The organism is Pseudomonas sp. Sample_10, from assembly GCF_004321495.1.
Lineage (GTDB): Bacteria > Pseudomonadota > Gammaproteobacteria > Pseudomonadales > Pseudomonadaceae > Aquipseudomonas.
Window position 1 is genome coordinate 1 of record NZ_RCOE01000194.1, and the last position, 25802, is coordinate 25802.

21 protein-coding genes are annotated in these 25802 nt (G+C 60.5%); 16 read left to right on the forward strand and 5 right to left on the reverse strand.

Features of this window, described 5'->3' with window-relative positions; translation table 11 throughout:
- The first annotated feature begins 404 nt into the window (after positions 1-404).
- The 16 genes from mraZ to lpxC all read left to right on the forward strand — a co-directional run bounded on the left by mraZ (position 405) and on the right by lpxC (position 18207).
- A complete protein-coding gene (gene mraZ, locus D8U18_RS18910; RefSeq protein ID WP_007917012.1) occupies positions 405-860 on the forward strand; it encodes a division/cell wall cluster transcriptional repressor MraZ in 456 nt (151 codons plus the stop codon).
- Positions 861-862: 2 nt separating this feature from the next.
- Positions 863-1804, forward strand: a complete 942-nt coding sequence (rsmH, locus tag D8U18_RS18915) for a 16S rRNA (cytosine(1402)-N(4))-methyltransferase RsmH (RefSeq protein WP_131108172.1) — start codon at positions 863-865, stop codon at positions 1802-1804.
- A complete protein-coding gene (gene ftsL, locus D8U18_RS18920; protein WP_056853203.1) occupies positions 1801-2094 on the forward strand; it encodes a cell division protein FtsL in 294 nt (97 codons plus the stop codon). The genes rsmH and ftsL overlap by 4 nt, the downstream gene beginning before the upstream one ends.
- Positions 2094-3833, forward strand: a complete 1740-nt coding sequence (locus D8U18_RS18925; RefSeq protein ID WP_177336557.1) for a penicillin-binding protein 2 — start codon at positions 2094-2096, stop codon at positions 3831-3833. Before ftsL ends, D8U18_RS18925 begins: the two co-directional genes overlap by 1 nt.
- Complete coding sequence (locus D8U18_RS18930; RefSeq protein WP_130903603.1) at positions 3833-5296, forward strand: UDP-N-acetylmuramoyl-L-alanyl-D-glutamate--2,6-diaminopimelate ligase; 1464 nt, start codon at positions 3833-3835, stop codon at positions 5294-5296. Before D8U18_RS18925 ends, D8U18_RS18930 begins: the two co-directional genes overlap by 1 nt.
- Complete coding sequence (murF, locus tag D8U18_RS18935) at positions 5289-6656, forward strand: UDP-N-acetylmuramoyl-tripeptide--D-alanyl-D-alanine ligase (protein WP_056853200.1); 1368 nt, start codon at positions 5289-5291, stop codon at positions 6654-6656. Before D8U18_RS18930 ends, murF begins: the two co-directional genes overlap by 8 nt.
- A complete protein-coding gene (gene mraY / locus D8U18_RS18940; RefSeq protein ID WP_056853199.1) occupies positions 6656-7738 on the forward strand; it encodes a phospho-N-acetylmuramoyl-pentapeptide-transferase in 1083 nt (360 codons plus the stop codon). Before murF ends, mraY begins: the two co-directional genes overlap by 1 nt.
- A 6-nt stretch (positions 7739-7744) precedes the next feature.
- Entirely contained in the window at positions 7745-9091 is a 1347-nt protein-coding gene (gene murD, locus D8U18_RS18945; protein ID WP_130907937.1) for a UDP-N-acetylmuramoyl-L-alanine--D-glutamate ligase, read from the forward strand.
- 2 nt (positions 9092-9093) lie between these two features.
- A complete protein-coding gene (gene ftsW, locus D8U18_RS18950) occupies positions 9094-10305 on the forward strand; it encodes a putative lipid II flippase FtsW (RefSeq protein ID WP_177336556.1) in 1212 nt (403 codons plus the stop codon).
- Entirely contained in the window at positions 10295-11365 is a 1071-nt protein-coding gene (murG, locus tag D8U18_RS18955) for an undecaprenyldiphospho-muramoylpentapeptide beta-N-acetylglucosaminyltransferase (RefSeq protein ID WP_056853196.1), read from the forward strand. The genes ftsW and murG overlap by 11 nt, the downstream gene beginning before the upstream one ends.
- On the forward strand, positions 11358-12818 hold the full coding sequence (gene murC / locus D8U18_RS18960; protein ID WP_131108164.1) for a UDP-N-acetylmuramate--L-alanine ligase: 1461 nt from the start codon (positions 11358-11360) through the stop codon (positions 12816-12818). Before murG ends, murC begins: the two co-directional genes overlap by 8 nt.
- Positions 12815-13771, forward strand: coding sequence for a D-alanine--D-alanine ligase (locus tag D8U18_RS18965; protein WP_056853194.1), 957 nt, complete (start codon positions 12815-12817; stop codon positions 13769-13771). The genes murC and D8U18_RS18965 overlap by 4 nt, the downstream gene beginning before the upstream one ends.
- 4 nt (positions 13772-13775) lie before the next feature.
- Positions 13776-14642 carry a cell division protein FtsQ/DivIB gene (locus D8U18_RS18970; protein ID WP_056853193.1) on the forward strand — a complete coding sequence of 289 codons (867 nt, stop codon included), beginning with the start codon at positions 13776-13778 and terminating at the stop codon, positions 14640-14642.
- A gap of 15 nt (positions 14643-14657) precedes the next feature.
- Positions 14658-15917, forward strand: coding sequence for a cell division protein FtsA (ftsA, locus tag D8U18_RS18975; RefSeq protein ID WP_056853192.1), 1260 nt, complete (start codon positions 14658-14660; stop codon positions 15915-15917).
- Between the two features lie 72 nt (positions 15918-15989).
- On the forward strand, positions 15990-17183 hold the full coding sequence (ftsZ, locus tag D8U18_RS18980; RefSeq protein WP_053154973.1) for a cell division protein FtsZ: 1194 nt from the start codon (positions 15990-15992) through the stop codon (positions 17181-17183).
- 112 nt (positions 17184-17295) lie between these two features.
- Complete coding sequence (lpxC, locus tag D8U18_RS18985) at positions 17296-18207, forward strand: UDP-3-O-acyl-N-acetylglucosamine deacetylase (protein ID WP_056853191.1); 912 nt, start codon at positions 17296-17298, stop codon at positions 18205-18207.
- 184 nt (positions 18208-18391) lie between these two features.
- Here lpxC and D8U18_RS18990 read toward each other — a convergent pair whose 3' ends face one another.
- From D8U18_RS18990 to D8U18_RS19010, 5 genes are all read right to left on the reverse strand, one after another.
- Positions 18392-18610, reverse strand: coding sequence for a hypothetical protein (locus D8U18_RS18990; protein WP_056853190.1), 219 nt, complete (start codon positions 18608-18610; stop codon positions 18392-18394).
- A gap of 271 nt (positions 18611-18881) precedes the next feature.
- Positions 18882-20246, reverse strand: coding sequence for a heavy metal sensor histidine kinase (locus tag D8U18_RS18995; RefSeq protein ID WP_130903607.1), 1365 nt, complete (start codon positions 20244-20246; stop codon positions 18882-18884).
- A complete protein-coding gene (locus D8U18_RS19000) occupies positions 20236-20913 on the reverse strand; it encodes a heavy metal response regulator transcription factor (protein ID WP_056853188.1) in 678 nt (225 codons plus the stop codon). The genes D8U18_RS18995 and D8U18_RS19000 overlap by 11 nt, the downstream gene beginning before the upstream one ends.
- A 9-nt stretch (positions 20914-20922) precedes the next feature.
- Positions 20923-24036, reverse strand: a complete 3114-nt coding sequence (locus D8U18_RS19005; RefSeq protein WP_056853187.1) for a multidrug efflux RND transporter permease subunit — start codon at positions 24034-24036, stop codon at positions 20923-20925.
- Positions 24033-25193, reverse strand: a complete 1161-nt coding sequence (locus tag D8U18_RS19010; RefSeq protein ID WP_130903608.1) for an efflux RND transporter periplasmic adaptor subunit — start codon at positions 25191-25193, stop codon at positions 24033-24035. Before D8U18_RS19010 ends, D8U18_RS19005 begins: the two co-directional genes overlap by 4 nt.
- Positions 25194-25802 lie beyond the last annotated feature (609 nt).

Below are 25802 nucleotides of genomic sequence, written 5' to 3' on the forward strand. Positions count from 1 at the left end.
GACGAATGACTGTTCAAGACAGAACCCGGCTTACAGATCGACTCTCCACCTTTTTCTCCCCTCTGCTTAAATCATTGAGCAGAGTGTCGGTGATAGCAATTTCCCCTCTTACACAATCATCTGCAGAACCCCGGTTGTAATACCAAAAAAATCTTACTCTTAATAAATTACTTTAACTTCCGGGCGCAGCCTTCCGTGCTGGTTCAAGTTATTGGTCATTTTCATCCGCCAGATTCCCGTTACCCCTCCTTTTATGCTCCTAAATCTCAGTTCTGTAAGGCTTTTCCTTTACTGCGCGCCTTGACGGTGCGGTAGGCGCATTCCTATAGTGTGCGCAAGTGGCGGAAAGTGGCATGAAGTGGGTTTTTTGAGCTCAAAACGATAAAAATTGGAGAAACGCTGACGTGTTTCGCGGAGCTAACGCTATCAGTCTCGATGCAAAGGGCCGTCTCGCTATGCCGAGCCGGTACCGTGACGAGCTCGATTCGCGTAGTTCCGGCCAGTTGATCGTCACCATTGATGCCGTTGATCCGTGTTTGTGTGTTTACCCCCTCGATGAGTGGGAAATTATTGAAACCAAACTGCGCGCACTGCCTTCGCTTCGCGAAGAGAACCGCCGCCTGCAACGTTTACTGATTGGTAATGCCGTCGACCTCGAGCTCGATGGCAGTGGTCGTTTTCTGGTTCCGCCGCGTCTTCGTGAATATGCCAAGTTGGATAAGCGCGCGATGTTGGTAGGCCAATTGAACAAGTTCCAATTGTGGGACGAGGATGCCTGGAATGCGGTTTCTGCCGCTGACCTGGCTGCTATTCAACAACCGGGCGCGATGCCTGATGAACTGCGTGATCTGATCCTGTGACTATTGATAGCGGCTTTAACCACATCACCGTACTGCTTGACGAAGCCGTCGAGGCTCTCGCCGTACGTCCTGATGGCTGCTATCTGGACGGCACGTTCGGGCGCGGCGGGCACAGCCGGTTGATCCTCAGCCAGCTCGGGCCGGACGGTCGACTCATCGGATTCGACAAGGATCCTCAAGCGATTGCCACCGGGCAAACGCTAGCGGCCGAAGACGGCCGCTTTGTCGTTGTGCAGCGCAGCTTTGCCGAGCTGGGTTCTGAAGTTGCCGAGCGCGGCATGAAGGGCAAGGTCAGCGGCATTCTGCTTGACCTCGGTGTGTCCTCGCCGCAGCTCGACGACCCTGAACGCGGCTTCAGTTTCCTCAACGATGGCCCACTGGACATGCGCATGGACCCGTCCCGCGGGATCAGTGCTGCGGAGTTCGTCAACACCGCGCCCGCGGAAGAAATTGCCCGGGTATTCAAGGAATACGGCGAAGAGCGTTTTTCCGGACGCATGGCTCGTGCAGTGGCAGAACGCCGCGACATCAAGCCGTTCGAGCGCACTGCCGATCTTGCCGAGGTGTTGAAAGTCGCCAACCCTGCCTGGGAAAAAGGCAAAAACCCTGCTACCCGAGCGTTCCAGGGGCTGCGTATTCACGTCAACAACGAACTGGGCGATCTGGAAGCCGGCCTCGAAGCCGCTCTGGAATGCCTGGAAATCGGTGGTCGTCTGGTTGTGATCAGCTTCCACTCGCTGGAAGACCGCATCGTCAAATTGTTCATGCGCAAGCTGGTGAAAGGCGAAGCCGACAACCTGCCGCGCAACCTGCCGGTTCGCCACGTGGCATTCGAACCAAAAATCAAAGTCCATGGCAAAGCGCAGACGGCCTCCGACGCCGAACTCAAAGCCAACCCACGTTCCCGTAGCGCCGTCATGCGCGTGGCGGAGAAACTTCGGTGAGCAAGCTTTTCGCCAAGCCACTGCCCGGCGGAAGCTTTTTCATGCTGCTGCTGTTTGTCGGCGTGCTGGTGTCGGCCATCGGCGTGTCTTACAGCGCGCACTGGAGCCGCCAATTGCTGAACTCGCTTTACGGCGAGTTGAGCGTGCGCGACAAGGCGCAGGCGGAATGGGGTCGGTTGATTCTGGAGCAGAGCACCTGGACCGCCCATAGCCGTATCGAAGTGCTCGCCACCGAACAACTGAAAATGCGCATTCCGGGCGCCGCCGAAGTGCAGATGGTGGCGCCATGATGAAACTTGAAGGCGCACTCTTTCCGTGGCGTTTCCGTCTGGTGCTGGGCTTGCTCGGTGTCATGGTGGCAGCAATCGCCTGGCGCATCATCGATCTGCAAGTGGTTGACCGTGACTTCCTGAAAGGTCAGGGCGACGCGCGCAGCGTTCGTCATATTCCGATTCCGGCACACCGTGGCTTGATCACAGACCGTAACGGCGAGCCGTTGGCCGTGAGTACGCCGGTGACCACCCTGTGGGCCAACGCCAAGGAAATGCAGCTGGCCAAGGAGAAGTGGCCAGCACTCGCCGCGGCGCTCGGGCAAGATCCGAAAGCCCTGGCTGAGCGCCTTGAAGCCCAGGCCAATAAAGAATTCATTTACCTGGTGCGCGGGCTGACGCCTGAGCAAGGCCAGTCTGTGCTCGATCTGAAAGTGCCGGGTGTCTACGGTATCGAAGAATTCCGCCGTTTTTATCCGGCCGGTGAAGTGACCGCGCATATGGTCGGCTTCACCGATATCGACGATCACGGTCGCGAAGGTGTCGAACTGGCCTATGACGAATGGCTGGCCGGGGTGCCGGGCAAACGGCAGGTTATCAAGGACCGGCGCGGCCGGTTGATCAAGGATGTCCAGGTCACCAAAAACGCCAAGGCCGGAAAGCCCTTGGCGTTGTCCATTGACCTGCGCCTGCAATACCTGGCCAACCGCGAGTTGCGTAATGCGATCATCGAGAACGGCGCCAAGGCCGGCAGCCTGGTGATCATGGACGTGAAGACCGGCGAGATTCTCGCGATGGTCAACCAACCGACCTACAACCCGAACAACCGGCGCAACCTGCAACCGGCGATGATGCGTAACCGCGCGATGATCGACGTGTTCGAACCGGGTTCGACGATGAAAGCGATCTCCATGAGCGCTGCCATTGAAACCGGACGCTGGAAACCGAGCGATACCGTCGAGGTGTACCCGGGGACCTTGCAGATCGGTAAATACACCATCAAGGACGTGTCCAAGACCGAAGGTCCGGTGCTCGACCTGACAGGCATCCTGATCAACTCCAGTAACGTGGGCATGAGCAAGATCGCGTTCGATATCGGTGGCGAGACGATTTTCCGTCTCGCACAGAAAGTCGGCCTCGGTCAGGACACCGGCCTGGGTTTCCCGGGCGAGCGCGTCGGCAACCTGCCGAACTACCGTGAATGGCGCAAGGCCGAGACCGCGACGCTGTCCTACGGCTACGGTGTTTCCGTGACCGCGATCCAGCTTGTTCACGCCTTCTCGGCGTTGGCCAACAACGGTCGCCTCGCACCACTGACGCTGATCAAAACCGACAAAGCGCCGCAGACCACTCAAGTGCTGCCCGAAACAGTCGCGAAAACCATGCAAACCATGCTGCAACAAGTGATCGAAGCTCCGCGCGGTGTGTTCCGTGCGCAAGTGCCGGCGTATCACGTGGGCGGCAAGTCGGGTACTGCGCGCAAGACTTCGGTGGGTGCCAAGGGTTACGCCGAAAACTCGTATCGCTCGCTGTTCGCCGGTTTCGGCCCGATGAGCGATCCACGTTACGCCATCGTGGTCGTCATCGACGAACCGACCAAGGCCGGCTACTTCGGTGGTCTGGTATCGGCGCCGGTGTTCAGCCGCGTGATGTCCGGCACCCTGCGCCTGATGAACGTCACCCCGGACAACCTGCCACCTACTCAACAAGCGAACGCTACGCCGGTCGTTCCACTGAAAGCCAATGGAGGGCGCGGCTGATGTCATTAAGTCTGAACAAGATTTTCCCCCACGCCGGCCACGATCTGTTGATCCGTGAATTGGCGCTCGACAGCCGCAATGTCCGCGCGGGCGATTTGTTCCTCGCCGTGCCGGGCGGCAAATTCGATGGTCGTGCGCACATTGCCGATGCTCTGGCACGCGGCGCCGCAGCTGTGGCGTACGAAGTCGAAGGCGCCACCGTGCTGCCGATCACTGAAGTGCCGTTGATTCCGGTCAAAGGCCTGGCAGCGCAACTGTCGGACATTGCCGGGCGCTTTTATGGCGAGCCGAGCCATCATCTGAATCTGGTCGGCGTGACCGGCACCAATGGCAAGACCAGCGTGACCCAACTGATTGCCCAGGCGCTGGATCTGCTGGGCCAGCACTGCGGCATCGTCGGCACCCTGGGTTGCGGTTTCTACGGCGCGCTGGAAAGCGGCCTGCACACCACGCCGAATCCGATTGCTGTGCAAGCGACCCTGGGCGACCTGAAAAAGGCCGGTGCCAAAGCCGTCGCCATGGAAGTCTCGTCCCATGGCCTGGACCAGGGGCGTGTCACTGCGTTGGCTTTTGATGTGGCGGTGATGACCAACCTGTCCCGCGATCACCTGGACTATCACGGCACCATGCAGGCGTATGGCGACGCCAAGGCCAAGCTGTTTGCCTGGAATGATCTCAAGTGTCGGGTGGTCAACCTCGATGACGATTTCGGCCGGCAACTGGCCGCCGAAAAACGTGAGTCGCGGCTGATCACCTACAGCCTGCTCGACAGCAGCGCTTACCTGTATTGCCGTGAAGCGCAGTTCGATGACGAAGGCGTACGTGCCACGCTGGTCACGCCGCAAGGCGAACACCTTTTGCGCAGCACTTTGCTCGGTCGATTCAACCTGAGCAACGTCTTGGCGGCGGTCGGTGCCTTGCTCGGCCTGGATTACGCGCTGGACGAGATTCTCAAGGTGTTGCCGAAACTCGAAGGCCCGGCCGGGCGCATGCAGCGCCTTGGCGGTGGCAATCAGCCGTTGGTGGTGGTCGATTACGCCCATACCCCGGATGCCCTGGAAAAAGTCCTGACCGCCCTGCGCCCGCACGTCAAAGGCCGTTTGTTGTGCCTGTTCGGCTGTGGCGGCGACCGCGATCGCGGCAAGCGTCCGTTGATGGCTGAAGTGGTCGAACGCCTGGCCGATGGCGTGCTGGTGACCGACGACAATCCGCGTACCGAAGATCCAGCGGTGATTTTCGATGACATCCGCGCCGGTTTCACCGCTGTGGATAAAGTCACCTTCGTTGCTGGCCGTGGCCAGGCGATTGCCCAATTGATCGCCGACGCTTCAGCGGACGACGTGATCGTGCTCGCGGGTAAAGGTCACGAGGACTATCAGGAAATCAACGGAGAGCGCCATGCTTTCTCCGATCTGGTTGAGGCCGATCATGCCTTGACCGCGTGGGAGGTGGCCCATGCTTAAGGCCTTGAAACTGAGCGAGCTGACGAGCGCACTGAATGCTCGCCTGATTTCTGCCGATGCCAGTTTCGATGGCGTCAGTATCGACAGCCGTGCGATCAAGCCTGGCCAATTGTTCATTGCCTTGGCCGGACCACGCTTCGATGGCCATGATTATCTGAATGACGTCGCGGCCAAAGGCGCCGTGGCGGCATTGGTCGAGCGCGAAGTCGCCGACAGCGCGCTGCCGCAACTGCTGGTCAGCGATACCCGCCAGGCCCTCGGCCAGTTGGGTGCCCTGAATCGCCAGGCCTTCACGAAGCAAGTCGCAGCCGTCACCGGCTCCAGCGGCAAGACCACGGTCAAGGAAATGCTCGCGAGCATCCTGCGGACCCGCGGTCCGGTACTGGCAACCCGCGGCAACCTGAACAACGACCTCGGCGTTCCGCTGACCCTGCTCGAGCTGGCGCCGGAACACACCGCTGCCGTGATCGAACTCGGCGCTTCGCGTCTGGGTGAAATCGCCTACACCGTGGGCATGACCAAACCCCACGTAGCCATTCTCAACAACGCCGGGACCGCCCACGTTGGCGAGTTCGGCGGGCCGGAAAAAATCGTCGAAGCCAAGGGCGAGATCATCGAAGGCCTGGCGGCCGATGGCATCGCCGTGCTCAACCTCGACGACAAGGCATTTGGTATCTGGAAGAAGCGCGCCGGCGAACGCAAGGTGCTGACGTTCGCCTTGAGCAACACCAGTGCCGATTTCTTTGCCAGTGACCTGACCACCGATGCCCGTGGTTGCCCGGCGTTCAATTTGCACAGCCCTGAAGGTGTGGAGCGCGTGCAACTGAACCTGCTCGGCACGCATAACGTTGCCAACGCGATGGCTGCCGCCGCCGCTGCCCATGCCCTGGGTGTGTCGCTGTTCGGCATCGCCACCGGTCTTGGCGCGGTGCAACCGGTCAAGGGCCGTACCGTCGCGCAATTGGCCAGCAATGGCATGCGCGTCATCGATGACACTTACAACGCGAACCCCACCTCGATGTGCGCCGCCGTTGATATACTCGCCGGCTTTTCCGGCCGCACCGTTCTGGTGCTCGGGGATATCGGCGAGTTGGGCGATTGGGCGGAGCAGGGGCACCGCGACGTGGGCGAGTACGCCCGTGGCAAGGTTTCTGCGCTGTACGCCGTCGGGCCAATGATGGTTCACGCCGTCAACGCCTTCGGTCCACAGGCTTTTCACTTCAGCACTCAGGCTGAACTGATCAAGGCCCTGGGCGCCGAGCAAGATACAAACACCACCATTTTGATCAAGGGCTCGCGCAGCGCAGCGATGGAAAACATCGTCGCCGCTTTGTGCGGGACCAGTCTGGAGAAACATTAATGCTGCTGCTGCTAGCGGAGTATCTGCAACAGTTCTACAAAGGCTTCGCGGTCTTCCAGTACCTGACCCTGCGCGGGATTCTCGGTGTACTGACCGCGCTGGTTTTGTCGCTGTGCTATGGCCCGTGGATGATCCGCACTTTGCAGAACCGTCAGATCGGCCAGTCCGTTCGTAACGACGGTCCGCAATCGCACCTGTCCAAGTCGGGCACCCCGACCATGGGCGGCGCGTTGATTCTGTCTTCCATCGGCGTCAGCACCCTGCTGTGGGCTGACCTGACCAACCGCTATGTCTGGGTCGTGTTGCTGGTAACCCTGTTGTTCGGTGCCATCGGCTGGGTCGATGACTACCGCAAAGTGATCGAGAAGAACTCCCGTGGCTTGCCGAGCCGCTGGAAGTATTTCTGGCAATCGGTGTTCGGCCTGGGCGCGGCGATCTTCCTTTATATGACCGCGGCCACTCCGGTAGAAACCACGTTGATCCTGCCGATGCTCAAGGACTACAGCATTCCATTGGGCGCAGGTTTCGTCGTCCTGACCTATTTCGTGATCGTCGGTTCGAGCAACGCGGTCAACCTGACTGATGGCCTCGACGGCCTGGCGATCATGCCGACCGTGATGGTTGGCGGTGGCCTGGGCATTTTCTGCTACCTGTCGGGTAACGTGAAATTTGCCGAATACCTGCTGATTCCTTATGTACCGGGTGCCGGTGAGTTGATTGTGTTCTGCGGCGCGCTGATCGGTGCCGGCCTGGGTTTCCTCTGGTTCAACACTTACCCGGCGCAAGTCTTCATGGGTGACGTCGGCGCACTGGCGCTGGGCGCGGCCCTGGGCACCATTGCAGTGATCGTCCGTCAGGAAATCGTCCTGTTCATCATGGGCGGTGTGTTCGTGATGGAAACCCTGTCAGTGGTCATTCAGGTTGCCTCCTTCAAACTGACCGGTCGCCGCGTGTTCCGCATGGCACCGATTCACCACCACTTTGAACTCAAGGGCTGGCCCGAGCCGCGCGTGATCGTCCGTTTCTGGATCATCACCGTGATTCTCGTGTTGGTCGGCCTTGCCACTCTGAAGCTGAGGTAGAAACTCGTGTCTCTGATCGCTTCTGACCACTTCCGCATCGTTGTCGGCCTCGGCAAGAGCGGCATGTCCCTGGTTCGCTTCCTGGCGAACCGGGGCGTGGCGTTTGCCGTGGCCGATACGCGGGAAAATCCACCGGAACTGGCCACGCTCAAGCGTGACTATCCGCACGTGGAAGTGCGTTGTGGCGAGCTGGACGTCGAATTCCTGTGCCGTGCCGACGAGCTCTACGTGAGCCCCGGCCTGGCGCTGGCGACCCCGGCCCTGCAGGCTGCCGCCGCCCGTGGCGTGAAGTTGTCCGGCGATATCGAGCTGTTCGCGCGTAACGCGAAGGCGCCGATCGTGGCCATCAGCGGTTCCAACGCCAAGAGCACTGTCACCACCTTGGTCGGCGAGATGGCGGCTGCGGCCGGCAAGCGTGTCGCCGTCGGCGGCAACCTCGGAACGCCGGCGCTGGACTTGCTCAGCGACGACATCGAGTTGTACGTGATGGAACTGTCGAGTTTCCAGCTGGAAACCACCGATCAGCTCAACGCCGAAGTGGCGACCGTACTCAACATCAGCGAAGACCATATGGATCGCTACAGCGGTCTGCCGGCCTATCACCTGGCCAAGCACCGGATCTTCCGTGGCGCCCGGCAGTTCGTGGTCAACCGTCAGGATGCACTGAGCCGTCCGCTGATGGGCGAGGGTCAGCCGTGCTGGACCTTCGGTTTGAGCAAACCCGATTTCAAGGCGTTCGGTATCCGCGAAGAAGACGGCGAGAAGTACCTGGCCTTCGAATTCCAGAACCTGATGCCGGTGCGCGAGCTGAAAATTCGGGGCGCCCACAACCAGTCCAATGCGTTGGCAGCCCTGGCGCTCGGCCATGCGGTCGGCCTGCCGTTCGATGCCATGCTGTCGGCCCTGCGCACCTTCGCCGGGCTTGAGCATCGTTGCCAGTGGGTACGCGACCTGGACGGCGTGGGTTACTACAACGATTCCAAAGCCACCAACGTTGGCGCTGCATTGGCGGCCATCGAAGGCCTGGGTGCGGACATCGACGGCAAGATCGTGCTGATCGCCGGTGGCGACGGCAAGGGTGCCGAGTTCAAGGATCTGCGCGATCCGGTGGCGGCCAACTGCCGCGCCGTGATCCTCATGGGCCGCGACTCCGACAAGATCGGCGAAGCGATCGGCGATGCCGTGCCGCTGATTCGGGCGGGCTCACTGGTCGAAGCCGTGGCGCAATGCCGTGCCGCTGCCCAACCGGGCGACGTGGTGCTGCTGTCGCCGGCCTGCGCCAGTTTCGACATGTTCAAGAACTACGAAGACCGTGGTCACCAGTTCGTCCAAGCCGTGGAGGAACTGGCATGAGCCTGATGAACATCATCAAGCCGTACCCTTCGCCATTGATCACCGGGCGCGGCATCGACCTCGACTTCCCGATGCTTGTCGGTTGCCTGGCGTTGATTGGTCTGGGCCTGATCATGATCGCATCGGCGTCCACCGAGGTGGCGGCGGTTCAGTCCGGCAGTGCCCTGTATTACATGATCCGCCACCTTATCTATGTGGTGCTGGGGCTGGGTGCCTGCATCGTCACCATGATGATCCCGATCGCTACATGGCAACGCCTGGGCTGGCTGATGCTGATCGGTGCGTTCGGCTTGCTGGTGATGGTGATCATCCCGGGCATCGGCCGGGAAGTGAACGGTTCGATGCGCTGGATCGGTTTCAGTTTCTTTAACGTCCAGCCTTCCGAGATCGCCAAGGTGTTCGTGGTGATCTACCTCGCCGGTTATCTGGTACGTCGCCAGAAAGAAGTGCGGGAAAGCTGGATGGGCTTCTTCAAGCCGTTCATCGTGCTGCTGCCCATGGCGGGCCTGTTGCTGATGGAGCCGGACTTCGGTGCCACCGTGGTGATGATGGGCGCTGCGGCGGCGATGCTGTTCCTTGGCGGCGTCGGGTTGTTCCGTTTCTCGTTGATGGTGGTGTTGGCCGTCGGGGCCGTGGTGCTGTTGATTCAAATGCAGCCTTATCGCATGGCGCGCCTGACCAACTTCGCCGATCCATGGGCCGACCAGTTCGGTGCCGGTTATCAGCTGTCCCAAGCCTTGATCGCGTTCGGTCGTGGTGAGTGGCTGGGCGTTGGCCTGGGCAACAGCGTGCAGAAACAGTTTTACCTGCCGGAAGCCCACACTGACTTCGTGTTCTCGGTGCTCGCCGAAGAACTGGGGGCTGTCGGTTCCCTGTGCACCGTCGCGCTGTTCGTTTTCGTATGTATTCGCGGCATGTACATCGGCTTGTGGGCCGAGAAGGCCAAGCAGTTCTTCGCCGCGTATGTTGCCTACGGGTTGTCGTTCCTGTGGATCGGCCAGTTCCTGATCAACATCGGCGTGAACGTCGGCCTGCTGCCGACCAAGGGCCTGACATTGCCGTTCCTCAGTTATGGCGGTAGCTCGTTGGTGATCTGCTGTGCCTGTCTCGGATTGCTCCTGCGCATTGAGTGGGAGAGTCGAACCCATTTGGGTAGTGAAGAGATGGAGTTCCATGAGAGCGACTTCGCCGAGGAGCCGACCCATGGGCGCTAACGTATTGATCATGGCGGGCGGCACCGGAGGCCACGTGTTCCCGGCGCTGGCCTGTGCCCGCGAATTCCAGGCTCGCGGCTATACCGTGCACTGGCTCGGTACGCCACGGGGTATTGAAAACGATCTGGTTCCTGCGGCCGGCATCGAATTGCATCGGATCAACGCCAGCGGTTTGCGCGGCAAGGGCAAGTTGTCCCTGCTCAAGGCACCGTTGATGTTGCTCAAGTCGGTCTGGCAGGCGCGGGCGATCATTCGTCGGCTGCGGCCGGCCTGCGTGGTCGGTTTCGGTGGTTATGTGACCGGTCCTGGCGGCATTGCGGCGAAACTGGCCGGAGTGCCGGTGATCGTTCACGAACAGAACGCCGTGGCCGGCACCGCCAATCGGTTGCTGGTGCCGTTCGCCGCCCGGGTGTGTGAAGCGTTCCCCGACACCTTTACCCTGTCGAGCAGCCGACGGACCACCGGTAATCCGGTGCGCACCGAGCTGTTCCTCGAAACATCGCGTCCAGCCCTGGCTGGGCGCAAGGCGCGTTTGCTGATCCTCGGCGGAAGCCTGGGCGCAGAGCCGTTGAACAAGTTGCTGCCTGAAGCCCTGGCGCAAGTCGCTGTCGACCTGCGTCCGGACGTGTTCCATCAGGCTGGCAGAAACCACGATGAAGTGACTGCAGAGCGCTATCGCGCGGCTGGCGTCGAGGCGCAAGTGCAGCCTTTCATCAAAGACATGGCCCAAGCCTATGGCTGGGCCGACCTGGTGGTATGTCGCGCAGGCGCGCTGACCATCAGTGAACTGGCTGCCGCCGGTCTGCCCTCGATGCTGGTGCCTTTGCCCCACGCGATCGACGATCACCAGACCCGCAACGCCGATTATTTGGCCCGTGAAGGCGCTGCTTTCCTGATGCCGCAAAGAACGACTGGCGCAGCGGATCTTGCCGCTCGCCTGACAGAGGTCCTGATGCAACCGCAACGACTCGAAGAAATGGCTACTGCGGCACGCCGCCTGGCCAAACCCGATGCTACCCGTAACGTCGTCGACACCTGCCTGGAGGTGGCCCATGGTTGAGAATCAGAAAGCCATGCCGCAACCGGAAATGCGCCGCATCCGCCGCATCCACTTCGTCGGTATCGGCGGTGTGGGCATGTGCGGGATTGCCGAAGTGTTGTTGAACCTGGGCTATGAAGTGTCCGGTTCCGACCTGAAGGCTTCGCCGGTCACCGAGCGCCTGGAAACGTTCGGCGCACAGATTTTCATCGGCCACCGTGCCGAAAACGCTGCCGCTGCCGACGTGCTGGTGGTGTCGAGTGCCGTGAACACGTCCAACCCGGAAGTCGCCACTGCACTGGAACGCCGCATCCCGGTGGTACCGCGTGCAGAAATGCTGGCTGAGCTGATGCGCTATCGCCACGGCATCGCCGTCGCCGGTACCCACGGCAAAACCACCACCACCAGCCTGATCGCTTCGGTGTTCGCCGCCGGTGGCCTGGACCCGACGTTCGTCATCGGTGGTCGTCTGAACGCCGCAGGCACCAATGCCCAGCTTGGCACCAGCCGCTACCTGATCGCCGAAGCCGATGAAAGCGATGCTAGCTTCCTGCACCTGCAACCGCTGGTCGCCGTGGTCACCAACATCGACGCCGATCACATGGCGACCTACGACGGTGACTTCAACAAGCTGAAGAAAACTTTCGTCGAGTTCCTGCACAACCTGCCGTTCTACGGTCTGGCCGTGGTGTGTCTGGATGATCCGGTGGTGCGTGAAATCCTGCCGCAAGTGAAGCGTCCGACCGTGACTTACGGTTTCGGCGACGACTGCGACGTGCGCGCGATCAATGTGCGCCAGCAAGGCATGCAAACCTTCTTCACCGTGCTGCGTCCAGATCGCGAGCCGCTCGATGTCTCGGTGAACATGCCGGGCAACCACAACGTGCTCAACTCGCTGGCGACCATCTGCATCGCCACCGACGAAGGCGTCAGCGATGAAGCCATCGTCCAGGGCCTGTCCGGGTTCCAGGGTGTCGGCCGGCGCTTCCAGGTCTACGGCGAACTGCCGGTGGACGACGGCAGCGTGATGCTGGTCGACGACTACGGTCACCACCCGACCGAAGTGGCGGCGGTGATCAAGGCCGTGCGCGGTGGCTGGCCGGAGCGCCGACTGGTGATGGTCTACCAGCCGCACCGTTACAGCCGCACCCGCGACCTGTACGACGATTTCGTCAATGTCCTGGCCGACGCCAATGTGTTGCTGTTGATGGAAGTCTATCCGGCCGGCGAAGAGCCCATCCCGGGTGCTGACAGCCGCAAGCTGTGCAACAGCATCCGCCAGCGCGGCCAGCTCGATCCGATCTACATCGAGCGCGGTGCCGACCTGGCGCCGATCGTCAAGCCGCTGCTGCGTGCCGGCGACATCCTGCTGTGCCAGGGCGCGGGTGATGTGGGCGGTCTTGCCCCGAGTTTGTTGAAGAGTTCGTTGTTCACGGGTGCCGTGGCGGCATCGGTAGAGGGAAAGTTGAAATGATTGCTGCGTACGCCAACCTCGTTTCCACTGTCGCGCCGAAGGACTTCGGCCGCGTCGCCGTGTTGTTCGGTGGCAAGAGTGCCGAGCGCGAGGTGTCCCTGAAATCGGGCAACGCCGTTCTCGACGCGCTGCAAAGTGCGGGCGTGGATGCGTTCGGCCTCGACGTGGGCGACGACCTGTTGCAGCGTCTGCAGAGTGAAAAGATCGACCGCGCCTTCATCATCCTCCACGGTCGCGGTGGTGAAGACGGCAGCATGCAGGGCCTGCTCGAATGCCTGGGCATTCCTTACACCGGCAGCGGCATTCTCGCTTCGGCCCTGGCCATGGACAAACTGCGCACCAAGCAGGTCTGGCACAGCCTCGGGATTCCGACGCCACGTCACGCCGTGCTGCGCAGCGAGGCCGATTGTATTTCGGCAGCGACGGAACTGGGCTTTCCTTTGATCGTCAAACCGGCGCATGAAGGTTCAAGTATCGGGATGGCCAAAGTGACTTCCGCGTCCGAATTGATCGACGCCTGGAAAGCGGCCAGTACCTACGATTCGCAAGTGTTGGTCGAGCAATGGATTCAAGGTCCGGAGTTCACCATCGCCACCCTGCGTGACCAGGTGTTGCCTCCCATCGCCCTGGGCACGACGCACAGTTTCTACGACTACGACGCCAAGTACATCGCCAACGATACCCAATACCGCATTCCGTGCGGGCTGGATAGCGCCAAGGAAAAGGAACTCATGGACCTCACGGCGAAAGCCTGTGACGCGCTGGGTATCGCCGGTTGGGGCAGGGCGGACGTGATGCAGGACGCCGACGGGCAGTTCTGGTTTCTGGAAGTGAACACCGCACCGGGCATGACCGATCACAGCCTGGTTCCGATGGCGGCCCGTGCTGCCGGTCTGGATTTCCAGCAATTGGTTCTGGCGATCCTGGCCGCAAGTATCGAGGCAAGAGGTTAAGACCATGCATGGCGCTCAAGTCAGACATCAGCCACCCGTACCCGGCCGCAAGCCGGTGCCGCGGGGTGCCAGCCGAATGGTGGCCAAAGAGCCGATGTCTGCGCGCCTGCCGAAAGCCAATTTCGGTTTTCTCAAGAGTTTGTTCTGGCCGGTGCTGCTGGTGGCGTTGGGGTTCGGTACATACGAAGGCGCGCAGCGTTTGCTGCCGTACGCTGACCGGCCGATCACCAAAATCAACGTGCAGGGCGACTTGAGCTACATCAGCCAGCAAGCGGTGCAGCAACGGATCGCTCCATTCGTGGCGTCGAGTTTCTTCACCATCGACCTGGCGAGCATGCGCACCGAGCTGGAGCAGATGCCATGGATTGCCCACGCCGAAGTGCGCAGGGTGTGGCCGGATCAAGTGGTGATCCGCCTGGAAGAGCAACTGCCGGTTGCCCGATGGGGTGACGAGTCGCTGTTGAATAACCAGGGTCAGGCCTTTACCCCGCGTGAGCTGGCGAACTACGAACACTTGCCGCAGCTGTTCGGTCCACAACGGGCTCAACAGCAGGTGATGCAGCAATACCAGGTCCTGAGCCAGATGCTCCGGCCGCTGGGCTTCTCGATTGCACGCCTGGAGTTGCGTGAACGAGGCAGCTGGTTCCTGACCACCGGCCCAGGCAGTGCGGGCCCCGGAATCGAACTGCTGCTGGGGCGCGGCAACCAGGTGGAAAAGATGCGCCGCTTCATTGCCATCTACGACAAGACGCTTAAAGAACAGATTACGAACATTGCGCGTATCGATCTGCGCTACGCCAACGGCCTCGCTGTTGGCTGGCGGGAACCCGTAGCGCCGACGGCAGCCCAACCCGCTGTCGCGAAGAATTAAGAAGAGGCAGGACCCATGGCAAACGTGCAAAGCGGCAAAATGATCGTCGGTCTCGATATCGGCACCTCCAAGGTGGTGGCGCTGGTAGGCGAGGTTTCGGACGACGGCACGCTGGAAATCGTCGGGATCGGTACGCATCCGTCCCGTGGCCTGAAGAAAGGCGTGGTGGTGAACATCGAATCCACCGTGCAATCGATCCAGCGCGCGATTGAAGAAGCCCAGCTGATGGCGGGTTGCCGCATCCACTCGGCATTTGTCGGCGTGGCCGGCAATCACATTCGCAGCCTGAACTCCCACGGCATCGTGGCGATTCGTGATCGCGAAGTCAGCTCTGCCGACCTTGAACGCGTGCTCGACGCCGCCCAGGCCGTGGCGATCCCGGCTGACCAGCGGGTGCTGCACACCCTGCCGCAGGATTACGTGATCGATAACCAGGAAGGCGTGCGCGAGCCACTGGGCATGTCCGGGGTACGTCTGGAAGCCAAGGTTCACGTGGTCACCTGCGCCGTCAACGCCGCACAGAACATTGAAAAATGCGTGCGCCGCTGCGGCCTGGAAATCGACGACATCATTCTCGAGCAACTGGCGTCGGCCTATTCGGTGCTGACCGACGACGAAAAAGAACTGGGCGTGTGCCTGGTGGATATCGGCGGCGGCACCACTGACATCGCGATCTTCACTGAGGGCGCGATCCGCCACACCGCAGTGATTCCAATCGCGGGCGATCAGGTGACCAACGACATCGCCATGGCGTTGCGCACCCCGACCCAGTACGCCGAAGAAATCAAGATTCGCTACGCCTGTGCCCTGGCCAAGCTGGCCGGTGCCGGTGAAACCATCAAGGTGCCGAGTGTTGGCGACCGTCCGCCGCGCGAACTGTCTCGCCAGGCCCTGGCCGAAGTGGTCGAGCCGCGCTACGACGAACTGTTCACGCTGATCCAGGCCGAGCTGCGCCGCAGCGGCTACGAAGACCTGATCCCGGCCGGCATCGTGCTGACCGGTGGTACGTCGAAGATGGAAGGCGCCACCGAATTGGCCGAGGAAATCTTCCATATGCCAGTACGCCTGGGCGTGCCTCACGGTGTGAGGGGCCTGGATGACGTAGTTCGCAACCCGATTTATTCCACCGGCGTTGGCCTGTTGATGTACGGCCTGCAGAAGCAATCCGACGGCATTTCGTTCTCGGGCATCGGCAGTCGCGACAGCTACAGCAACGAAGAGCCGAAAGGCGCCTTGCTCGATCGCATCAAGAGCTGGGTACAGGGAAATTTCTAAGGATTTACCGCAGCACCGTTGTAGATATACGCAGTAGGCGAAAAAAACTAGAGAACGTAAAGGAGAGGGAAAATGTTCGAACTCGTAGACAACATCCCCGCAAGTCCGGTAATCAAGGTTATCGGTGTTGGCGGTGGCGGCGGCAACGCTGTGAATCACATGGTCAAGAGCAACATTGAAGGCGTCGAGTTCATCTGCGCCAACACTGATGCCCAGGCGCTGAAAAGCATCAGCGCGCGGACCATCCTGCAACTGGGTACCGGCGTGACCAAAGGTCTGGGTGCCGGTGCCAACCCTGAAGTAGGTCGTCAGGCCGCTCTCGAAGACCGTGAGCGCATTGCCGAAGTCCTGCAGGGTACCAACATGGTGTTCATCACCACTGGCATGGGCGGTGGTACCGGTACCGGTGCTGCGCCGATCATTGCCGAAGTGGCCAAGGAAATGGGGATCCTCACCGTTGCGGTGGTGACCCGTCCGTTCCCGTTCGAAGGTCGCAAGCGCATGCAGCTGGCCGACGAGGGCATCCGCCTGCTGTCGGAAAGCGTCGACTCGCTGATCACCATTCCCAACGAGAAGCTGCTGACCATCCTCGGTAAAGACGCCAGCCTGCTGTCGGCTTTCGCCAAGGCTGACGATGTACTGGCCGGTGCCGTTCGCGGTATCTCCGACATCATCAAGCGTCCGGGCATGATCAACGTCGACTTCGCCGACGTGCGTACCGTGATGAGTGAAATGGGCATGGCGATGATGGGCACTGGCTGCGCCAGCGGTCCGAACCGTGCACGTGAAGCCACTGAAGCGGCCATCCGCAACCCGTTGCTCGAAGACGTGAACCTGCAAGGCGCACGCGGCATCCTGGTGAACATCACCGCCGGTCCTGACCTGTCCCTGGGTGAGTACTCCGACGTGGGTAGCATCATCGAAGCCTTCGCTTCCGAGCATGCGATGGTCAAGGTCGGTACCGTTATCGATCCGGACATGCGCGACGAGCTGCACGTGACTGTCGTGGCGACCGGCCTGGGCGCTAAAATCGAGAAGCCTGTGAAGGTCATCGACAATACCGTTCACACGTCGATGGCGTCGCAGCCACAACAACAAGCCCCTGTTCGTCAGGAAGCTCCAGCGGTGAACTACCGTGACCTGGACCGTCCGACCGTCATGCGCAACCAGGCTCAGGCCGGTGCTGCGGCTGCCGCGAAGATGAATCCGCAAGATGATCTGGACTACCTGGACATTCCAGCATTCCTGCGTCGTCAGGCCGATTGATGAAATGTATCAGGGCTATGAAGGTGATTGGTGTTCAGCAAAGGCATGGTCTGCTATCATCGCCAGCCTTTGTTGATACCAGTTCGCAATTTGCGCTGAAGCGGCCCAAGCCATGATTAAACAACGCACACTGAAAAATATTATCCGTGCCACAGGTGTAGGTCTGCACTCCGGGGAGAAGGTCTACCTGACCCTCAAGCCTGCGCCTGTCGACACCGGCATCGTGTTTGTTCGTGCCGACCTGGACCCTGCGGTGCAGATCCCGGCGCGCGCGGAAAACGTTGGTGAAACCACGATGTCGACCACTCTGGTCAACGGTGACACCAAAGTGGATACGGTGGAGCACTTGCTCTCGGCCATGGCTGGCCTGGGCATCGATAACGCCTACGTCGAGCTCTCCGCGTCCGAAGTCCCGATCATGGATGGTAGCGCTGGACCCTTCGTATTTCTGATTCAGTCGGCTGGCCTGGAAGAACAGGAAGCCGCCAAGAAGTTCATCCGCATCCTGCGTGAAGTGACAGTGGAAGACGGCGACAAGCGCGCCACTTTCGTCCCTTTCGAAGGTTTCAAGGTGAGCTTCGAGATCGATTTCGATCACCCTGTTTTCCGTGACCGCACACAAAGTGCAAGCGTGGATTTTTCCAGTACTTCGTTCGTAAAAGAAGTCAGCCGCGCCCGTACCTTTGGTTTCATGAGTGACATCGAGTACCTGCGCAAGCACAACCTCGCACTCGGCGGCAGCGTTGAAAACGCTATTGTGGTCGACGCGGATGGTGTACTGAACGAAGACGGCCTTCGCTATGAAGACGAATTCGTGAAGCACAAGATCCTCGATGCAATTGGTGACCTCTACCTGCTGGGCAATAGCCTGATTGGTGAGTTCAAGGGCTTCAAGTCCGGACATGCATTGAACAACCAGCTGCTGCGCAAGTTGATTGAGCAGACAGATGCTTGGGAAGTCGTGACTTTCGAAGACGCCAGCACTGCACCGATCTCTTACATGCGTCCTGTTGCGGCCGTGTAAGTAAAAAACCTCTCTAGTTTTTTAAAGGCTACCTTCGGGTGGCCTTTTTTTATGCCTGATCGATAGCGTGAAGTGGCGTGGAAAAGACGAAAAAAAGCCGCTGATAGCAGCGGCTTTGAAGACAACTTTTCAAAGGGAAGAGCCGATGAAAAGCGTCGAGGGAAATGGGAGCGATGCGCAGCAATCAGCTGTCTTTCTCGACCCGGCCTTGAGTGCTCGCTGCTTGCGGGGCCTGGGTGGCGTCCTGTGCTTTGGCCGTCATCTCGCTCTGGTGCTGCGCGTACACGGCGGCGCGTGCGCTGTTTTGCGCGACGAAGGCTTGCGACTCTTCAGCCATGGCGAACGGAGACAGGAACAAAGAGGACAAAACGAAAGCGCTGGCAATACCCATACTGTTGGACATCTTTAAAACCTTCTTGCTTGGCAAGTGCTGTTTGGTGCGGGCAAAGATAAGGATGTCCGGCGTTGGGAAAAAGGCCGGATTCATGAAAGGACTGTTGCGGTTACGGCAATAGTTGTAATGCCAAGCGTTTTTCTGTGGCGAGGGAGCTTGCTCCCGATCGGCTGTGGTGCAGTCGTGAATCCAGGGAGCACAATGCTGACTGAAAGGACGCGTGCACAGGTTTCAGGGCCGCTTCGCAGCCCAGCGCGAGCTCGCTCGCCACGGTAGTGTTTCAGACGGGGAGGTGAATGCCGAACGTGTTCATCCCGTGATCACTGCGCACAAACACATCACCGCCATGCATCAGTGCAATCGCCTTGACGATCGCCAGACCCAACCCGTGATTGTTGCCGCTGTTGCTACGCGAAGCGTCAACGCGGTAGAAACGCTCGAACAAGCGCGGCAGATGTTCGCTGGCAATCGGCGAACCGGGGTTGGCGACACCGATGCTGACCTGATGCTCCCCGGCTTCGATCCGCACTTCAATCACCTGCCCGGGCTCGGTGTGCTGGACTGCGTTGCTCAGCAGGTTGATCAACGCCCGACGCAAATGGGCGATCTCGATGCGCACCAGGGCATCGCCGCTGACCTGCACTTCAACCCGGGCGTCCTCGAGAATGAAATCCAGATACTCCAGGGTCGTGGCCACTTCATCGGCCAGCGAAGTCGAGGTCAGTTTGGTCGCTTTGCTGCCCTGGTCTGCACTGGCGAGGAACAGCATGTCATTGATGATCGAGCGCAAGCGTTCGAGTTCTTCGAGGTTCGATTGCAGCACTTCGAAATAATGTTCCGCCGAGCGTCCGCGGGTCAGTGCCACCTGGGTCTGGCCAATCAGATTGGTCAGCGGTGATCGCAGTTCATGGGCGACATCGGCATTGAACGACTCCAGGCGCGAGTAAGCCTGTTCGACCCGCTCAAGGGTGGCGTTGAAAGCATTGACGAACTGATCCAGTTCCGGCGGCAAGGGCGATAACCGCAAGCGTCCCGAACGCAGCGGCGGGGCCAGGCGCTGGGCTTCATGGGACAGTTTGATCAACGGCTTGAGGCCGATACGTGCCACCCAATAGCCCAGTGCCGAGGCCATCAGCACGCCAACGATCGCCAGGGCAATCAAGGCAATCAGCAGCTGATGCTGGGTCTGGTGAAATGTCTCGGTGTCGATGGCGATCATGAAGCGCAGTGGCGGGCGCTGGTCCTTGGCCGGGAACTGGCTGACCAGCACTTTGAGCGGGTAAGGCTGACCGGGCAGGGTCATGTCGCGCATGCCCAGCGGCCCTTGGGAGAACTCGCGGATCTGCGGTGTCGGATTGCCGTATTCGTAGCGCGGATCGCCGCTGACGATCCAGAAACTGATGCGTTTGTCTTCTTCGCCCAGCAGCTTGAGTTTGTTGTTGATCTTCACCCAGTGCTCGGGCGTGCCGTAGCGGCCGACCGTTGATTCGAGCACGCTGTAACGCGCGTCCAGTTCGGCCTCGGGCAACAACCCCAGGCCTTTGTCGACCTGTTGGTAGAGTGCCCAGCCGATCAGCAGAAACACCAGAAGCGCCACCAGTGTGAACATCCCGCTCAGGCGCAGGGCGATCGAGTTACTGGACACCACGGCTCTCCAGCACATAACCCATGCCACGAATCGTGTGCAGCAGTTTTTCTTCAAAAGGGCCGTCGAGCTTGGCCCGCAGACGTTTGATCGCGACTTCGACGACGTTGGCGTCGCTATCGAAATTGATGTCCCAGACCATCTCGGCGATGGCGGTCTTGGAGAGGATTTCACCCTGGCGCCGGGCCAATACGCTGAGCAGCGAGAACTCCTTGGCGGTCAGGTCCAGCCGTGCGCCGCCGCGAGTAGCCTTGCGGCTGATCAGATCTATCCACAGGTCGGCAATGCTCACTTGCACCGGTTCATGACCACCGCTGCGCCGGGTCAGCGCTTGCAGGCGTGCGACCAGTTCAAGGAAGGAAAACGGTTTACCGAGGTAATCGTCGGCCCCGTCGCGCAGGCCTTTGATGCGATCTTCTACCCGCTCGCGGGCGGTGAGCATGATCACTGGGGTCTGCTTGCGCGCACGCAAGGCGCGCAGGACGCCAAAGCCGTCGAGGCCCGGCAGCATCACATCGAGGACGATCACCGCGTAGTCGCTTTCCAGCGCCATGTGCAGGCCTTCCACGCCATCGCGGGCCAGGTCTACGGTGTAACCCTGTTCCGTCAGGCCGCGGTGCAGATAGTCCGCGGTTTTTTCTTCGTCTTCGACAATCAGGACGCGCATGACCCCGCCTCAGTCTGTGGTCGCCAGCGCCGGTACGGGCGGAGGCGCTGGTGAAGGAGTGTGTTTGTGAAACAACCGCTCCAGCCATAAGTATATGACCGGGGTGGTGAACAGCGTCAGCGCCTGGCTCACCAGCAAGCCGCCGACTACAGCGATACCCAACGGCTGGCGCAATTCGGCGCCGGTGCCGTAGCCGAGCATCAGCGGCAGGGCGCCGAGCAGGGCGGCGAGGGTGGTCATGATGATCGGCCGGAAGCGCGTGATACAGGCCTTGAAGATCGCCTCTTCCGGCGACAGGCCGCCATTGCGCTGCGCTTCGAGGGCGAAGTCGATCATCAGGATGCCGTTCTTCTTCACGATCCCGATCAACAGCACCAGCCCGATCAGCGCCATGATCGAAAAATCCTGGCCGCAGATCCACAGCATGATCACTGCGCCGAGGCCCGCCGAAGGCAAGGTCGAAATGATCGTCAGCGGATGCACGAAGCTCTCGTAGAGCACACCGAGAATGATGTACACCGCCAACAGCGCCGCGAGAATCAGCCACGGCTGGCTGGCCAGCGAACTCTGGAACGCCTGGGCCGCGCCCTGGAAGTTACCGCTGATGGCGGTTGGCATGCCGATGTCGGCCTTGGCCTGGTTGAGCATGATCACCGCATCGCCCAACGCCACGCCGGGGGCCAGGTTGAACGACAGGTTGGCGGCGGGGAACATGCCGTCGTGGGCGATGGACAGCGGGCCTATGGTCGGCGCTTCGAACCTGGCCAGGGCCGACAACGGCACCATTTCCCCGCTCAGGGGCGAGCGCAGGTAGAAATAGTTGAGGCTTTCGGCTTTGCCGCGTTGCTGGGTGTCCAGTTCCAGGATCACGTTGTATTGGTTGACCTGAGTCTGGAATTCATTGATCTGGCGTTGGCCAAACGCGTCATAAAGCGCTTCGTCGACGTCACTGGCGGTCAGGCCGAAACGGGCCGCGGCGCTACGGTCGATGTTGATGTGGGTGATGCTGCCGCCCAACTGCAGGTCGTTGGAAATGTCGCGGAAGGCCGGGTTGGCGCGCAGTTTTTCCGTCAGGCGTTGGGTCCAGGTGCTCAGGGTCGCGCCGTCGTTGCTCTTGAGCACATATTGGTATTGGGCACGGCTCGGGCCGGAACTGAGGTTGATGTCCTGGCCGGCGCGCAGGTACAGGACGATGCCCGGCACTTTCATCAGTTGCGGGCGAATCCGGTCAATGAACTGGCTGGCCGAGACATCGCGGTCACCGCGTTTTTTCAGGGTGATCCAGAACCGTCCGTTGGCGATGGTCTGGTTACTGCCTGACACCCCGACCGAGTGCGAGAAGGTTTCGACTGCCGGGTCGGCAGCGACGATTTCGGCCATTGCCAGGTGTTTTTTCACCATGTCGCCGTAGGAAATATCGGCGGCGGCTTCAGTGGTGCCGAGGACGAAACCGGTGTCCTGAATCGGAAAAAACCCCTTGGGAATGAAGATGTAACCAGCGACGGCCAGCCCCAGCGACAACGCAAACACACCGATCATGGTTTTCTGGTGGGCGAGGGCGCGGCGCAGACCTTTTTCGTACCACGCCAGCAGACGCTCGCCGAAGCCCGGTTTATCGTGGGCGTGATGCACAGGTGCGCGCATGAACAGCGCGGCCAGGGTCGGCGCCAACGTCAGGGACACCACCACCGAGATCAGGATGGTGGAGGTGGCGGTCAACGCAAACTCCTTGAACAGCCGCCCGACCACGCCCCCCATGAACAGCAGCGGAATGAATGCTGCCACCAGCGAGAAACTGATCGAGACCACGGTGAAGCCGATTTCCCCGGCACCCTTGATCGCCGCCTCACGCATACCGTCGCCGGCCTCCAGGTGACGGTGAATGTTTTCCACCACCACGATCGCATCGTCGACCACAAACCCTACGGCCACCACGATCGCCACCAGCGTCAGGTTGTTCAGGCTGAAACCCATCACATACATCAGGGCAAAACTGGCGATCAGCGACACACCGAGCACCGCCGATACGATCAACGTGGCTGACAACTGGCGCAGGAACAGCGCCATCACCGCCACTACAAGCAGGACGGCGATCAGCAAGGTGATTTCCACTTCATGCAAGGACGCGCGGATGGTCTGGGTGCGGTCGATCAGCACCTTGACCTGCACCGAAGCCGGCAACATGGCTTCCAGCGCCGGCAGTGCCGCCTGAATGCGATCCACGGTCTCGACGATGTTGGCGCCTGGCTGGCGGAAAATCACCAGGTTGACCCCCGGCTGCGACCCCGCCCAGGCTTGAACGTAGGCATCTTCCGAACCGTTGACGACTTTGGCGACATCCTTGAGATGAACCGGTGCGCCATCCTTGTAGGAAACGATCAGTTGGCTGTATTCGTCGGGATGGAACAGTTGATCATTGGTCGAAAGCGTCGAGATGCTTGACTCGCCGTATAGCGCGCCTTTGGCCAGATTGAGGCTGGTTTGCTGGATGGCCAGACGGATGTCGGCCAGGGTGAGGCCGATGGCCGCCAGTTTATCGGCGGAGACCTGGACGCGAATTGCCGGACGCTGCTGACCGGTGATGGCGACCTGTCCGACACCATCGACCTGGCTGAGCTGACGGGACAACAGGGTTTCCGTAAGGTCGCTGAGCTCCGGGCCGGGCATCAGCGACGAGTTGACGCTGAGGATCAGCACCGGGCTGTCGGCCGGGTTGACCTTGCGCCAGGTCGGCAGGTTCGGCATGTCCTTGGGCAGTTTGCCGGCAGCGGTGTTGATCGCGGCCTGGACTTCCTGGGCGGCGGTGTCGATGCTCTTGTCGAGGGTGAATTGCAGGGTCAGGTTGGTCGAGCCCAGAGCACTGCTCGAGGTCATCTGGGTCACGCCGGGAATGGCGCTGAATTGCACTTCCAGAGGCGTGGCCACCGACGACGCCATGGTTTCCGGGCTGGCACCTGGCAATTGCGCGGCCACCTGGATGGTCGGAAATTCCGCTTCCGGCAACGGCGCGATGGGCAAACGCGGGAAGGCAATCGCGCCCAGCAGCACCAGGGCAAAGGTCAGCAGAATGGTCGCCACCGGATGATCGATGCACCAGGCTGAAACCGAACCATGGCCCTTCATGGCGCCGACTCCGATTGCACTACTTGCGGCGGATCGGTCAGCACCTGCACCGTCGAGCCGGGCTTGAGGCGGGACTGCCCGTCGCTGACCAGCTTATCCCCGGGCTGTACGCCTTTGATGATGTTCTGGCCGCTGTCCTGATAGACCATTTGCACCGGGACGGTTTCGACCTTGTCGCCCTTGAGGCGGTAGACGAAATGTTGATCGAGGCCACGCTGTACGACGTTGGGCGGTACGACCAGCGCATCTTTATCCAGTGCGGTCTGAATTTTTACCGTCACCAGCAGGCCGGGCCAGAGCTTCTGTCCCGGGTTGTTGAATTCGGCCTTGGCGCGGATGGTGCCGGTGTTGGCGTTGATCTGGTTGTCGATCAAGGTCAAATGGCCTTCGCCCAACAGATTGCCGGTTTCGCCATCGGTATCGGCACCGATGTAAGCCTTTACTTGAGCGCGCTGTGGGTCGTTGATCAGGCCTTGCAGGGTTGGCAGCATCTGTTGCGGCAGTGAGAACTCCACAGCGATCGGGTCGATCTGGGTCACGGTGAACAGGCCCTGGGTGTCGGTCATGCGCAGGAAGTTGCCTTCATCCACAGTACGAATGCCGACGCGACCGGTCACCGGAGAGCGAATCTGCGTGTAGGACAGTTGCACCAGAGCGGCGTCGATGGAGGCCTGGTTGCCTTGAGCGGTGGCCTTGAGCTGGTTGACCAGCGCTTGTTGCTGATCGTAGGTCTGCTTGGAAACGCCGTCGTCGACACTCAGCAGTTTGTAGCGCTTGAGGTTCACCTGCGCCACTTGCAGTTGCGCCTGGCTTTCGCCCAGTTGCGCCCGGGCCTGGTCAAGGCTGGCGCGGATCGAGCGATCGTCGATAGTGGCCAACAGGTCGCCTTTTTTCACCAATTGGCCTTCCTTGACCATGATTTTGGTGAGGATGCCGTCGATTTGGGGGCGGACCACGACGCTGTGCAGTGACAGCACCGAGCCGATGCCGCTGACGAAGCGCGGGACGTCTTTTTCGGTGACGTTGACGACGCGCACGGGGATGGCGGTGGGGGTGGCCAGTTTTGCCTTGGCGGGTTTGGTGGCGAACCACACGCCCAGCGCTGCCAGGAGAATCAGGAGGGCGACGAGCAGGGCGGGTTTTTGCTGGATTCGCATGCGAGTGGGGCGCCGGGGCTGGTTTTTGGGCGAAGGGTATGTCCCTTTATAAACCTGTTTGGGGGTCGGGAAGGTGACTGCTAACTGACGGCGCTGTCAGTTTGGCCTTTCCTTGGCGGCCTCTGGGCCGGCCAGGCGTTGGATAGAACGTGTACATATCCGTTGCTGCGGTAACGGCGGCTTAGGGTTTCGCCCTTACGGCGAGTGACTTTTTTTACAAGCGCCAAAAAAAAGTAACCAAAAAAACGCTTGCCCCTGACGTACGGCCCCTCGCTAAGGCTCGGGGTTCCTTCGCTCCGGCATTCATCCGGGGGCATCGCCTCCGGTCTGCTTCGCGACGACCTCCTCTCGATGTGTGCGGCTACGCCGCACGGCGCTACGCGCCCGCCCCCGGATAAACGCCTCCACTCAGCCTGCCGATGGGGCGGGTGGATCAAGATCAAAAGCTGCAGGCGAGCTAACGCTCGGCCTGTTGAGTGGTGAGAAGCAACGGCGGTTGTATGGTGTTCTGCTCTTGTTCTTTGTGAGAGCTGGCTTGCCAGCGATGGCGGCCTGACAGCCGACCATTCCTAATGCTCCCCAATCCGATTGTAGGAGCTAGCCCTGCTG

What these genes read in the sequence shown, in the direction of transcription:
- D8U18_RS19000 (WP_056853188.1), bottom strand. Translation starts at nt 20,913, where the DNA reads ATGCGCGTCCTGATTGTCGAAGACGAAGAAAAAACCGCGGACTATCTG.
- D8U18_RS18970 (WP_056853193.1), top strand. Translation starts at nt 13,776, where the DNA reads ATGCATGGCGCTCAAGTCAGACATCAGCCACCCGTACCCGGCCGCAAG.
- D8U18_RS18930 (WP_130903603.1), top strand. Translation starts at nt 3,833, where the DNA reads ATGTCATTAAGTCTGAACAAGATTTTCCCCCACGCCGGCCACGATCTG.
- murC (WP_131108164.1), top strand. Translation starts at nt 11,358, where the DNA reads ATGGTTGAGAATCAGAAAGCCATGCCGCAACCGGAAATGCGCCGCATC.
- murF (WP_056853200.1), top strand. Translation starts at nt 5,289, where the DNA reads ATGCTTAAGGCCTTGAAACTGAGCGAGCTGACGAGCGCACTGAATGCT.
- D8U18_RS19010 (WP_130903608.1), bottom strand. Translation starts at nt 25,193, where the DNA reads ATGCGAATCCAGCAAAAACCCGCCCTGCTCGTCGCCCTCCTGATTCTC.
- D8U18_RS18990 (WP_056853190.1), bottom strand. Translation starts at nt 18,610, where the DNA reads ATGTCCAACAGTATGGGTATTGCCAGCGCTTTCGTTTTGTCCTCTTTG.
- lpxC (WP_056853191.1), top strand. Translation starts at nt 17,296, where the DNA reads ATGATTAAACAACGCACACTGAAAAATATTATCCGTGCCACAGGTGTA.
- ftsZ (WP_053154973.1), top strand. Translation starts at nt 15,990, where the DNA reads ATGTTCGAACTCGTAGACAACATCCCCGCAAGTCCGGTAATCAAGGTT.
- murG (WP_056853196.1), top strand. Translation starts at nt 10,295, where the DNA reads ATGGGCGCTAACGTATTGATCATGGCGGGCGGCACCGGAGGCCACGTG.
- mraY (WP_056853199.1), top strand. Translation starts at nt 6,656, where the DNA reads ATGCTGCTGCTGCTAGCGGAGTATCTGCAACAGTTCTACAAAGGCTTC.
- D8U18_RS18965 (WP_056853194.1), top strand. Translation starts at nt 12,815, where the DNA reads ATGATTGCTGCGTACGCCAACCTCGTTTCCACTGTCGCGCCGAAGGAC.
- D8U18_RS18925 (WP_177336557.1), top strand. Translation starts at nt 2,094, where the DNA reads ATGAAACTTGAAGGCGCACTCTTTCCGTGGCGTTTCCGTCTGGTGCTG.
- D8U18_RS19005 (WP_056853187.1), bottom strand. Translation starts at nt 24,036, where the DNA reads ATGAAGGGCCATGGTTCGGTTTCAGCCTGGTGCATCGATCATCCGGTG.
- ftsA (WP_056853192.1), top strand. Translation starts at nt 14,658, where the DNA reads ATGGCAAACGTGCAAAGCGGCAAAATGATCGTCGGTCTCGATATCGGC.